General features: G+C 61.6%; 14 protein-coding genes. 5 read left to right on the top strand and 9 right to left on the bottom strand.

The window, feature by feature from the left end:
• Window positions 1-58: 58 nt before the first annotated feature.
• Entirely contained in the window at window positions 59-283 is a 225-nt protein-coding gene (locus AF337_RS29945) for a hypothetical protein (protein ID WP_244471340.1), read from the top strand.
• A 73-nt stretch (window positions 284-356) separates the two neighbouring features.
• On the opposite strand, the gene AF337_RS42745 is transcribed toward AF337_RS29945, so the two are convergent.
• The 4 genes from AF337_RS42745 to AF337_RS29930 all read right to left on the bottom strand — a co-directional run bounded on the left by AF337_RS42745 (window position 357) and on the right by AF337_RS29930 (window position 2,180).
• Window positions 357-563 (bottom strand): SDR family oxidoreductase, encoded by a 207-nt coding sequence (locus tag AF337_RS42745; protein ID WP_280138876.1) that lies wholly within the window; start codon window positions 561-563, stop codon window positions 357-359.
• Window positions 560-892 carry a GYD domain-containing protein gene (locus AF337_RS29940; RefSeq protein ID WP_049735015.1) on the bottom strand — a complete coding sequence of 111 codons (333 nt, stop codon included), beginning with the start codon at window positions 890-892 and terminating at the stop codon, window positions 560-562. Before AF337_RS29940 ends, AF337_RS42745 begins: the two co-directional genes overlap by 4 nt.
• A 57-nt stretch (window positions 893-949) precedes the next feature.
• Window positions 950-1,234 carry a hypothetical protein gene (locus AF337_RS29935; protein ID WP_049735014.1) on the bottom strand — a complete coding sequence of 95 codons (285 nt, stop codon included), beginning with the start codon at window positions 1,232-1,234 and terminating at the stop codon, window positions 950-952.
• A gap of 175 nt (window positions 1,235-1,409) precedes the next feature.
• Window positions 1,410-2,180: an SDR family NAD(P)-dependent oxidoreductase gene (locus AF337_RS29930; RefSeq protein WP_049735018.1), complete on the bottom strand. Its 771-nt coding sequence runs from the start codon at window positions 2,178-2,180 to the stop codon at window positions 1,410-1,412.
• Window positions 2,181-2,401: 221 nt separating this feature from the next.
• Between AF337_RS29930 and AF337_RS29925 the strand changes: the two genes are divergently transcribed.
• The gene (locus AF337_RS29925; protein WP_049735013.1) at window positions 2,402-2,722 is read left to right on the top strand and encodes a hypothetical protein; all 321 of its coding nucleotides are present in this window, start codon (window positions 2,402-2,404) and stop codon (window positions 2,720-2,722) included.
• Between the two features lie 135 nt (window positions 2,723-2,857).
• Here the strand turns inward: AF337_RS29925 and AF337_RS29920 are convergent, their stop codons facing one another.
• The gene (locus AF337_RS29920) at window positions 2,858-3,751 is read right to left on the bottom strand and encodes a LysR family transcriptional regulator (protein ID WP_049735017.1); all 894 of its coding nucleotides are present in this window, start codon (window positions 3,749-3,751) and stop codon (window positions 2,858-2,860) included.
• 147 nt (window positions 3,752-3,898) lie between these two features.
• On the opposite strand from AF337_RS29920, the gene AF337_RS29915 reads away from it, so the two are divergent.
• The 3 genes from AF337_RS29915 to AF337_RS41025 all read left to right on the top strand — a co-directional run bounded on the left by AF337_RS29915 (window position 3,899) and on the right by AF337_RS41025 (window position 6,352).
• Entirely contained in the window at window positions 3,899-4,552 is a 654-nt protein-coding gene (locus AF337_RS29915; protein WP_049735012.1) for a hydrolase, read from the top strand.
• A 490-nt stretch (window positions 4,553-5,042) separates the two neighbouring features.
• Window positions 5,043-5,858: a GNAT family N-acetyltransferase gene (locus AF337_RS29910; RefSeq protein ID WP_342028458.1), complete on the top strand. Its 816-nt coding sequence runs from the start codon at window positions 5,043-5,045 to the stop codon at window positions 5,856-5,858.
• A gap of 71 nt (window positions 5,859-5,929) precedes the next feature.
• Window positions 5,930-6,352, top strand: a complete 423-nt coding sequence (locus AF337_RS41025; protein WP_082336884.1) for a DUF4279 domain-containing protein — start codon at window positions 5,930-5,932, stop codon at window positions 6,350-6,352.
• 80 nt (window positions 6,353-6,432) lie between these two features.
• Here AF337_RS41025 and AF337_RS29905 read toward each other — a convergent pair whose 3' ends face one another.
• From AF337_RS29905 to AF337_RS29890, 4 genes are read right to left on the bottom strand one after another with little or no spacing between them, the layout of a single operon-like run.
• The gene (locus tag AF337_RS29905; RefSeq protein WP_049735011.1) at window positions 6,433-7,308 is read right to left on the bottom strand and encodes an FHA domain-containing protein; all 876 of its coding nucleotides are present in this window, start codon (window positions 7,306-7,308) and stop codon (window positions 6,433-6,435) included.
• 2 nt (window positions 7,309-7,310) lie between these two features.
• Window positions 7,311-8,213 (bottom strand): type II secretion system F family protein, encoded by a 903-nt coding sequence (locus AF337_RS29900; RefSeq protein ID WP_193393673.1) that lies wholly within the window; start codon window positions 8,211-8,213, stop codon window positions 7,311-7,313.
• Window positions 8,213-9,076: a type II secretion system F family protein gene (locus AF337_RS29895; protein ID WP_049735009.1), complete on the bottom strand. Its 864-nt coding sequence runs from the start codon at window positions 9,074-9,076 to the stop codon at window positions 8,213-8,215. Before AF337_RS29895 ends, AF337_RS29900 begins: the two co-directional genes overlap by 1 nt.
• 9 nt (window positions 9,077-9,085) lie before the next feature.
• Window positions 9,086-10,984, bottom strand: a complete 1,899-nt coding sequence (locus AF337_RS29890; protein ID WP_049735008.1) for a TadA family conjugal transfer-associated ATPase — start codon at window positions 10,982-10,984, stop codon at window positions 9,086-9,088.

The raw sequence follows: 10,984 nt of genomic DNA, 5'->3' as shown, positions 1-10,984 counted from the left end.
GGGCAACTACTTCAGGGCTGCCGGATATGACCCGGATTGAACAGGATCTGCTCTAACCTTGCCACTCGGCATCATCATGTCGATCGGTGCGGGTTATGGCAGCACAGCCTTCGCGTTTCGCTACGCGACGGCCCGCTACGACATCCTGACCAACGACTGCTATTACACAAACGCCCTGGCTTTTCAGGGCAGGACCGGCATCTTCGTCTCATGGGGCGGACGAACGGCTTTTCATCCACTCGAAAAAGTTCGATCGATGATTCCTACGCCAGCCGGAGCCTAGTCAGCAATCGCCAGCGGGACGCGACGAGTCACCTCTATGTCTGAGTGTCCGAGTCGTACAACAGCCTCGGCCGTCACGCGACGGACCATCCACCGTCCACCAGCAGGTTAGCGCCGGTGATCAGGCTCGCAGCCGGCGATGCCAGGAAGACGACGGCGCCAACCACACCATCGGTTTCACCGATCCGGCCGAGAGGAATGTGATCGAGCGTCGCTTTGCGATTGTCGGCAGCGGATCGCACATCCGCTGCCAGAAATGATCCAACGAGTGGTCTGCTTATTTTGCAGGGGCTTTGTAGGCAGATGCGATTTTGCCCGCCTTTGCTTGGGCGGCCTTGAATTCCGCCCCCGTGTATGCTCGCACGGTTTTGATATTCGATACTGCTCCCGATGCGCCGACGACAAGAAGTGCGGGGATCAGGTCAACACCGTCGGGAAATTCCGCGACTATCATCCAGTCAGTTTCCCCGGTCGTGACGTAGAAAGAATGCTGTTTCCCGCCTGCAGCTTCCATGATGGCACGGGCCGCCGCTTCCCGGTCCGATGGATCGGCGATCATTCCCTTCGCTGCCGTGGCTGAATAGCACCCTGTGATTATGAACAGTGGCATAGGACATCCTCCCTCAACTATCGGGCAGATCGGGTGATCTGCCGCATATTCAATATCTCACATATAGGCGCTCGCCGCGATCAGATTAAACCGGAGTAAACCGGCGTACCTCGTGAGAAAGTCCCGCGCCGCCCTCTTCTCCGCCGAAACATCGAAGCCGACGACAAGGATGTCGGCGAAACTGCCGAAGGCCGGGCGCGCCACCTTTTCTTTCGGCGACGCGATCCGGATACCCGCCGCGCATTGATCAGCGCACACAAGGTATGAGCGGCACATCGGATACAGAAGAGCGGCAATCGAAAGGGTCGAACGCCCGAATTTCCATTCCGCGCCTTCCTTCATCTTGAGTCTTGGCCGCGTCTCGCACTTATCGGGCTCCGCTAGCGGCCCTCCTGGACAATGCTCGGTGCGAGATTGCACCGTCAGCGGGGGGGGCTGGACGAGGGTGACCGTCAAGCCTTCACTCCGGGAAGCCGCTATTTGCTTTTTAGCTTCCTGAAGGTTGCTGCCTCAGCCGTCACGCGACGGACCATCCACCGTCCACCAGCAGGTTGGCGCCGGTGATCAGGCTTGCAGCCGGCGATGCCAGAAAGACCACGGCACCCACCACGTCATCGGTTTCACCGATCCGGCCGAGGGGAATGTGATCGAGCGTCGCTTTGCGATTGTCGGCATCGGCTAGGTAAGGGGCCGTGCCATCCGTGTGGATGAAGGTCGGCGATACGGTGTTGACGGTGACATTATAGGCGGCCCATTCGGCGGCAAGGCAGCGCGTCAGGTGATTGATCGCCGCCTTGCTCATGCAATAGATTGACTCGCCGCGCAGCGCCACGGTGCCGGCCTGCGAGCTGATGTTGATGATCCTGCCCCCCTTGCGCTTGATCATCTGACGCCCGACTGCCTGCGTCATCAGAAATGTGCCCTTGATGTTGACATCGAGAATCTCGTCAAGGTCCTTCTCCTCAACGAGTTCCGCGAGATTGCCGGGCGCCACGCCGACATTGTTGACGAGCACGTCGATCCGGCCGAATGTCGCAAGCGCTGCGTCGACGGCTTGTGCGATATGGGCCTTGTTGGGAATATCCAGTTCAACAGCGAGGACTTTTCGTCCCAGCCCCTCGAGTTCGGCAACCAGACCCGCCGAGGCTGCGACATCGCGCACCCCCAAAACAATATCGGAGCCCGCTGCGGCACAGGCAAGCGCGCAAGCCCGACCGATGCCACGGCTCGCTCCCGTCACCAATGTCACCTTGCCCTCAAGGCTGAAGTCCGGCGCATTCTTCTGCATCATCGTGCCTCCCTCGATGGACCTCATTTATGGCAGGGTCGGCGGGCGGATGCCAGATATTCCACGCAGGCTGCGGAGCGTCTCCTTGGGGGCGCGTCAGGTCTGCTTCACGCCGGAAGCGACCGGACATAATCTCCGCCCCGCGCCAATACCGGACATTGCGATTATATTCGGAGCCGCTAGATTTGCCCCTCCGCCCATCGACAAGGGAAACGCTCACTGTGGCCGAGATCGTTCAACTAAACATGCCGATAACCTTGGTCGGGGTCTGGCGTTCCGACGAAGACGACGCGCGGTCGGAATATCATATACGAGTCCGAGACGGCCAGCTTTTGGTGAGCGCAAGGGATTATATCGATGGCGAACGTTACGTGGTTTCAAACGTCTCACACGATCCGCAACGGGTGGAATTCGATACCTTCATGGCATCCACCTCACGGACGGGCCACGTCATCCTGACCGCGACCGGTTCTCATGATCGGGCGGAGATACGCTTTACGTTCACTGACGTTGGCTTCATGGTAAGACATCAAGGGGAATGAGGCCGACGGTTGCTTCGGGCCGACAACCGTCCTTGGCAGAGTTGCGCCGATGGCGGTCAAGACAAAAGCGCCGGCGCGGCTCCCCTCGCTCTGACATCGGATCAGACCGTCCCCGGCCTCCGCGCCGTCCGCGCTTTAGCGGCCGAAGCCCGCAGGCTGCGGAGCCTGTTCGAAACACTCGATCAGCATTTCGGTGAGGACCCGTACCTTGCGGGCGGGATGTTGACCCGGCGGGCGGATGACGTGGATGGCTGCCGGAGGCGGAGGATAGCGTGTCATGACCGGAACCAGCGCGCCGGAGGCCACGTATTGATGGGTGATGCCGTCGGGGATCCAGGCGATGCCCAGCCCTGCCAATGCGGCGGCGGCAAGCGCCATGGCGTTATCAGCCTTGAAGCGCCCGCGCGGATGAACCGTGACGATCCGGCCTCCATCCATGAATTGCCAGGTTTCCGTTCCCTGCATAAGGGCCTGATGGGCGGCGAGGTCCGCCGGCTTCTCAGGTGAACCATTCGCTTTGATATAGTCCGGGCTCGCGACGAGCTTGCCATAAATCGGTCCGACGCGCTTGGCGATCAGGTTGGAGTCCTGAAGGAAACCAACCCGGATCGCACAATCGAAACCCTCTGCAATGAGATCGACGAAGCGATCGCTATAGGAGGTGTCGATGTGAAGCTGGGGGTGGCGTCGCGCCATGTCCGCGAGCACCGGCGCGAAGTGGGTCGGGCCGAAGGAAAGCGGCACTGCAACTCTCAGGCGGCCGCAAAGGTCACCGGCGGGCAGGATCGTCTCCCTGGCCGCGTCGATCTCGGCGCAGACCCTGGCCGCATAGTCGCGAAAGGTGATCCCGGCCTCGGTGAGCGCAGCACCGCGGGTGGTTCGGGCAAGAAGCTGGACGCCGAGATCCGCTTCAAGCCGGACGAGCCGCCGGCTGACGATCGACTTGGCGACGCCGAGCCGGCGCGCAGCCGATGTAACGCCACCCGCATCCGCAACTTCCACGAATGTCCTGAGCTCTTCGATGTCCAATTCGACGTTCCCCATTTCGCAACACAGCTTGGCACAAGACAGCACTACCGTATCGAAAATAGGAATGACAGAGTCCGTTTCGGAGGCAGCGCCGCTGCCGGCGCGTGTCACCCGGCATGCCACACAACAGCAGCAGAGGATGTATCCATGACTTTTCGCAATGGCCTTGCTTCGCTTCTTCGTCCCGAGGATTCGGTCCTCGTTCTGATCGATCATCAGCCCTACCAACTCGCGAATGTGAACAGCCACGAACCGCAGATGGTGATCAGCAATACGACCGGGCTGGCAAAAGCCGCCAGGGCCTTCGGTGTTCCGACAATCCTGACCAGCGTGGTCGCCGCGCGCGGCGGTTTCCTCTTCCCCCAGATCACCGATGTGTTCCCCGGTCAGGAGGTGATCGACCGGACGTTCATCAATACCTGGCAGGACGAGAAGGTGGTGGACGCCGTCAAGGCGACCGGTCGCAAGCAACTGATCATCGCCGGTCTGTGGACCGAGGTATGCGTCGCAATGCCGACGATCCAGGCCCTCGGCGAAGGCTGGGATGTCACTGTCATCACCGACGCATCCGGCGCTGTGTCGGTCGAAGCCCATCAAGTCGCCATCCAGCGCATGATCGCGGCTGGCGCAAACATGATGACTTGGCTGGCACTGGCGGCCGAATGGCAGCGCGACTGGGCCCGGACCGACCAGGCCGCCGCCTTGACCGAGGTGATCACCCAGCATGCCGGCGGAAGCGGGATCGCATATCTGTGGGAACAGCAACTGCTCAACACGCCGGTGCCGAGCGCGGCAGGCTGATTGGAGCGGGGATGACGACATCCTGACAGAGGCGTTGCGAAAAACGCGTCGTCTATCGGCTCGTCATCCCCTTCGGCGAGACGCGAAGGTTCGATGTCTCGTTCGGGCCGTCGGTGGTCATTGGTGCTGCTCACACACAAGAGAGAGCTAACCTTTTCAGGCAATCGGTCGCTTCGAGAGATCAGCGCCTATCCCTCGACATAGGCTGCCAGCTCTTCCGCCGTACCCATGGGCTAACGCGCCTTCGCTTCCGATCTCGCCGAGGACGCCGCGCCCCCAGTAGCAGGCACTTGAGATGCCATATGCAAATCACGGGGGTCGGAGAATGTAGCGGCGGGGTTCAAGAGAGCCCTATCCTGAGGCGCCACGCAGGGGCCTCGAAGGACGAGGCGGGTGCTCAGGCGTTGAGACGTGCAAGAAGCAGCGTTGCGGCGTGCTTCGAGGCTTCGCCCTCTTGGGCTGCGCACCTCAGCATGAGGGACGTTGGAGGATGCCGCGCCCCAATAGCAGGCGCTTGAGATGCCATATGCAAATCACAGGGGTCAGAGAATGTGGCGCCGCGGTTCAAGAGAGCCTCATCCTGAGGCGCCCCGCAGGGGCCTCGAAGGACGAGGCGGGTGTGCGACATCAGGCGCAGCAAGCCCAATCGTTGCCGGCTTCGCGCCAGGAGCGGACATTGCTGTCATTGGTTGCTCGGCTACAATGGGCAACCATGATAACGAACACAAACAAATCGCGTTTTGAGAACGATTACGAAATGGCACAAAAATATAGGCTACCTGAGGAATTTGTTACGGACCGATTTCTTGTAAAGCGCATCATCCCATCGGATGCTCAGGCAATCTTCGACGGCTGGAACAGTGATCCAGAGGTAACGAAATATCTGACCTGGAAGCCGCATGCCGAGCTTCGCCAGACGCTAGAGGCGGCTGAGCGCAGTCACTGCGAATGGGAAGCAGGCACATCGTTTCCTGCTGTTATATGCCTTCGGCACCAGCCGAGCGAGTTGGTCGGACGCGTAGATGCGCGGCCAGCCGGTCATAAGGTATCCTATGGATGGCTTATTCGGAGAGATCGGTGGGGAGATGGGATTGCTAGTGAGGTCATCAGATGGGCTGTAGATCACGCGCTTTCGCATCCTCTCATTTTCCGCACCGAGGCATCTTGCGACGTAATGAATGGAGCATCGGCTAGGGTCATGGAAAAAGCCGGAATGACAAAGGAGGCATTCCTCCAACGTTACCTTCTCCACCCAAATATTTCGGACGTACCGCGGGATGCCTTCTTATATTCCAAGGTACGTTGACGGTACGCATGACCGCTTCGGGCCGACAGAGATCATCAATACTCATGAGCAGTTTCGGGACGGAAACTTAGGTGACGAAATCAGAGAAAATCGGATCAGTTTCCATATATTTTCACGGTGACAATCTTGATCCGGAGAATGTGACGCGGTTCCTGGGTGTTAAACCTGACGCACATTGGAAGGCGGGTGCTGAAGGATCGTCAGCCAGTGGCGCGACAGCGCGAGCGCGAACTGGAATGTGGACGCTGTCCGTTCCTCTTATGACCCCCAACGTGAGTGAAGCGCTGGCAAAACTGATAGATGCGCTTGGAAACAATTTTCCAGATGTCTTGTCGCTCCCAGGGATAGAGAGTGGTTATGTGGACATCTTCGTATGCATCACTCGAGATCAGTCGGATGCAGGATATACGCAAAGGCTCTCTAATGCGGACATCTCATCAATATTTGCCGCTGGTTTAGACGTACAAGTGACGGTATCGGTAGATGAAGATTGAGTTCGGTTGCCTCGCGACGTGCGCGAAGGGATAGGACATAGCCGCTGGGATCCGGTCAAGCCGCGGCGCACGACCGGCGCTCACCGCCGCGCCGGCGGCTTCACCGCCGCTCGCCGCTGCAGCGCGAAACGCGCCGCCGAGCAGTTGATGTCGGGCACAAGATCGTAGGTCTGCTGGTAGAGCGTCAGCGCCAGCGTTTTGTTGCCGCGGTTTTCCGAGGCAAGCGCGGCAAGTGCCGTGCGTTTGTAGGCCTCGACGATCGGCTCGGCAGCCTTTGCCAGTGCCACGTCGTCGGCCGGTTCGGCGCTAAGCGAAAGGGCGGCATAGGTGACATCGCCGTCGCGGCCGACGCGGCCGCCGACGGCGCCGTTGAAGCTTGCTTCGGAGACCTGGCGCATGCGCCGGGCGTTCTTGATGCAGGTCGGGATGCGGGCGGCTTCGGCATTGATGCGCTCGGCCGTCGGGCCGCCCTCGGTGCTGCCGCTGTCCGACAGGATGACGTAGCCGATGATGCCGACGATGGCGAGATAGACGAGGCCCATGCCGGCGAGGAAGGCCGGCTGCTTGAAGAGCGGCTTCTTCGGCTTGTCGTCACCCGTCTTGGCCGCCTCCTTCTTCGGCGCCTCCTTGGCGGCGGCTTTGACGACGAACTGGAATTCGACATCCTTGCCGAGGCGGAAGCTGTCGCCGGCTTTCAGCGAGGCCGTCTGCAGCAGCGCTTCGCCGCGCAGCATGATCGGGTTCAGCCCCATGCGGCGGATGATGAAGCCGCCGTCGCTCTGTTTTTCGATACGCGCATGGATCGGCGCCAGAAACGGATCGTCGACGACGATATCGGCATTGGCAGCCCGGCCGATCGACATCTCCGGCCGGTCGAGCACATGGCTGCGGCTCTGGCCGCCGGGACCGGTCTGCAGGAGGCTTGGTTTGTTTCCGCGAAAGAAGGAAAAGGCCATGATCAGAACATCCCACTCGACATCATCTCGACAATTGCCGGTGCCAGCACCAGAAGCAGGATCGACACGACGATCATCATCGCCGGCATGACGATCTTGGCCTTCAGCTTTTCACTGGCCCTATCGGCCTTCTCCCAGCGGCGGAAGCGCAGGTCGCGCGCATGTTCGCGCAACAGCTCGACGCGGTTACTGCCCTCGACCTCGCCCTGGATCACCGCGCGAATGACGCGGATGACCTCCTCGGCGGTCATCCTTCGCTCCAGCCGCTGCAGCGCCTCGACCATGCCGGTACCGAGCGCCACGTCCTTCAGCGTCTGATCGATCTCCTCGCTCATCACCGTGCCGGGTGCAGCCTCGGCATAAAGCCGCAGGCTTTCCGGCAGGGTGGCCTGCGCCTGCTGCGTCATGACGACGAGATCGAGGAAATAGGGAAATTCGCGCGAAATGCGCTCCTTGCGGTCCTGCATCTTGTCGTCGGCGACGACCCAGAAATAGATGGCGGGGATCAGCCCGAGGATCAGCCCGGCGACCAGCCCGCCGATGATACTGCCGCTGGCAATGCCGAACAGCACCCCGAGCAGGATGAAGCCGAAGAGGCTGAGCACGACGAGCAACGCGATATATTCGCGCCCGGTGACGCCGCCGAAGGGGCGGCCGCCATAGATCAGCTTCTGCTCCAGCTGGGCGCCGTAGTCGGCGAGCAGCGGTTCGAAATGCAGCAGCACGAATTCGACCGGTGTGCGCATGCCGATGCTGTCGACGATATTCGGCGGCGGCCCGTCACCGCCGTGGGAGCGGCGCACCACCTGGATGCTGCCGAGCAGATCGCCGATCCACCAGACGAAAAGGGCCGCAGTGATGCCGGCAAAGACGATGGCGAGGGGGCCAAGAGGGATCGCAGACATCAGACCGACACCTTCATCATCGAGCGCATCCAGAAGAAACCGGTGGCATAAAGAATGGCGCCGACGATGGCGATGACGATGCCGATGGCGTTGCCGAACACCTTGTCGATCAGCTCCGGCTGGCCGAAGAAGATCATCAGGATCATGAACAGCGCGCCGCCATTGACGACGCGGAAATTCATCCGCGCCTGCGACGACGAGGTGGTGATCTTCTGATCGAGCTTCCAGATTTCCTTGAAGGATTTCGACATTTCCGTCAGCGGCTCGGAAATATCACCGCCCTGGCGGGCGAAAAGGCCGAGGGCGGCGTCGACCATCTTGAAGTGCAGGCTCGGCACGGTGCGGCCGTGGCGGTCCAGCGCCTCGACCAGGCCGATGCCGAGCTTCTGCTCGCGGGCGATGCGCTCGAACTCGCGCGAGGCCGGCATCTGGCCGGTATCGGCCACCGCATTGACAGCGACGGCGAGCGGCTTGCCGGTGCGCACCGCCGAGACGATCTGGTCGACGGCATAGGGAAGCTGCGATTCGATCTGCAGCCAGCGGCGCTGCAGGAAATAGCGGATCACCGCCTTGGGCAGGAAGAAGGCGACCGGAATGGCGATGACGATGCCGAAGATCGGCCCGAAGATCAGCGAGATCAGCAGGAAGACGACGATTGCCGTGATGCCGTAGGCCAGGATCATCGTATAGGGCGGCACGGCATCGCGCCCGAAGACCTGCGCCGCCTCGCTGGCGAGCGCGATATCGCGTTCGGTGGCGCGCAGAAGCGGCGCCGGCCAGCGCACCGGCGCCCCCCAGACCAGCAGCCCCGCCGTCACCGCCCCGAGGGCGACCGTAAAAATCTGCAGAATGCTGATATCCATGGTTTTTCCTCAAACGAACATGTCGAGTTTTTCGATTTGGCCGTCTTCGCCGAACTCGACGAGTTCGGCGACGAAACTCGGCAGATAGCCGGTGAAGGCATGCACCGCCTGGCCGCCGGCGCGGCCGACGAGATGGAAGATCGGCTCGACGATGACGAGGCCGGTATCGGGATCGATGCCGATCACCTCGGATATTTCGGTCACCGCGCGCCGCCCGCTTTCCAGGCGGTTGAGCTGCACGACGAGCTCGACGGCGGCGACGATCTGCTGGCGGATCGCCATCACCGGCAGCGAGCTCTGGCCCTGCAGCACCATCACCTCCAGGCGGGTCATCATGTCCTGCGGCGTATTGGCATGCGCCGTCGTCATCGAGCCGGCATGGCCGGTGTTCATCGCCTGCAGCATGTCGATCGCCTCGGCGCCGCGGCACTCGCCGACGATGATGCGGTCGGGGCGCATGCGCAGGGCGTTGCGCACCAGATCGCGGATGGTGACGCTGGTTTCGGACTCCGCCGTCTTCGGCCGCGATTGCAGGTAGACGACATGGATGCCGTCGAGCTGCAGTTCCGACGTGTCCTCGACGGCCACGACGCGCTCGCCGATCGGGATGAACTGCGACAGGCTGTTCAGCAGTGTCGTCTTGCCGGAGCCGGTGCCGCCTGACACAACGATGTTCTTGCGGGCGCGCACCGCCGCCTCGAGGAAGGCGCGCATCGGCTCGCTGAGCGCGCCTGCGGTGACCAGCTTGGAGATGTCGAGCCGCGATTTGCCGCCGAATTTGCGGATGGTCAGGCAGGCGCCCTTGACCGCCAGCGGCGGAATGACGGCGTTGACGCGCGATCCATCCGGCATGCGGAAGTCGGCCATCGCCTCGCTCTCGTTGATCGAGCGGTTGGAATCGACGGCGATGCGCTCGATCACCTTCATCAGTTGCCGCTCATTGGCAAAGGCGAAGGGATAGCGCTCCAGCAGGCCGAATTTTTCGACATAGATCTCGTCGTAGCGCGTCACCATGATTTCCGAAATGACGTCGAGATCCATCAGCTCCGAAATCGTGCCCCAGCGGTACATCAGCTCCTCGATGTTGGAGCGCAGATGCATATGGGCGATCTCGTAGCGGTCGCCGGCATTGAAGAGGGCCTGGCGGGACTGGAAGGCGGCGCTGAACCGCGTGTCGAGCTGGGCGAAATCGGCGCGGGTGGATTCGAAATTCAGCTTCAGCTGCAGCGCCGAGATCAGCGCCTTGCCGACATCGAACAGGCGGCGATTGTCCTGCTCCTCGCGCAACAGGCTGGCGGCCGTCGACGAGGCATCGCGCCGCCCGGTGCGGGCGATGCGTTTTGCCAGCCACCGATAGACGGCGTTCTTGATGACCAGGATGACGAGATCCTGGGGTGCTGCGTCGAGCGCCTCCTTGATGAACATGTCGAGCCGTTCGCGGATGCGGTTGCGCGTGTCCTCGCGGCCGAAATCGGAGGATTTGACCAGTCGGTCATATTGCGTGTCTTTTAGCAATCGCTCATGGATCTCCATCTGCAACGCCAGCACCCGCTCCTGGTCCGGAAACTGCGTCACCGCTTCTTGAGCCGCGGCCGGCTCGACCAATTCGATGGTGACGTTCGGCACCCAGATCGACATGCCGGCCGAGACCGCAACCGGCGTGCCGGCCCGCAGCGGCTGATCGTCGACGCGGGTCGGGTTGCGGCCGTGATGCTGCACCGACCAGCCCTGGCCGGACTTGCGCAGCACGAATTGCGGCGAGGAGACGTGGCTGCCGCGCAGCCGCACGACGCCGGCGCCGGCCGGCAGCGTCAGCGTGCTGCTTTCGCCGACGAAATAGGTCTCATTGGAAGAAAGCGGGATCACCTCCCGGCCGCTGCCATCCTCATAGGAAATCTTCAACAGCAT

The organism is Rhizobium ecuadorense (genome assembly GCF_001187535.1).
Taxonomy (GTDB): domain Bacteria; phylum Pseudomonadota; class Alphaproteobacteria; order Rhizobiales; family Rhizobiaceae; genus Rhizobium; species Rhizobium ecuadorense.
The sequence above is the reverse complement of the archived record's forward strand: the minus strand, read 5'-3'. Positions and strand labels throughout refer to the sequence as shown.

What these genes read in the sequence shown, in the direction of transcription:
- AF337_RS29940 (WP_049735015.1), bottom strand. Translation starts at nt 892, where the DNA reads ATGCCACTGTTCATAATCACAGGGTGCTATTCAGCCACGGCAGCGAAG.
- AF337_RS29935 (WP_049735014.1), bottom strand. Translation starts at nt 1,234, where the DNA reads ATGAAGGAAGGCGCGGAATGGAAATTCGGGCGTTCGACCCTTTCGATT.
- AF337_RS29930 (WP_049735018.1), bottom strand. Translation starts at nt 2,180, where the DNA reads ATGCAGAAGAATGCGCCGGACTTCAGCCTTGAGGGCAAGGTGACATTG.
- AF337_RS29915 (WP_049735012.1), top strand. Translation starts at nt 3,899, where the DNA reads ATGACTTTTCGCAATGGCCTTGCTTCGCTTCTTCGTCCCGAGGATTCG.
- AF337_RS29910 (WP_342028458.1), top strand. Translation starts at nt 5,043, where the DNA reads ATGCCGCGCCCCAATAGCAGGCGCTTGAGATGCCATATGCAAATCACA.
- AF337_RS29905 (WP_049735011.1), bottom strand. Translation starts at nt 7,308, where the DNA reads ATGGCCTTTTCCTTCTTTCGCGGAAACAAACCAAGCCTCCTGCAGACC.
- AF337_RS29900 (WP_193393673.1), bottom strand. Translation starts at nt 8,213, where the DNA reads ATGTCTGCGATCCCTCTTGGCCCCCTCGCCATCGTCTTTGCCGGCATC.
- AF337_RS29895 (WP_049735009.1), bottom strand. Translation starts at nt 9,076, where the DNA reads ATGGATATCAGCATTCTGCAGATTTTTACGGTCGCCCTCGGGGCGGTG.
- AF337_RS29890 (WP_049735008.1), bottom strand. Translation starts at nt 10,984, where the DNA reads ATGCTGTTGAAGATTTCCTATGAGGATGGCAGCGGCCGGGAGGTGATC.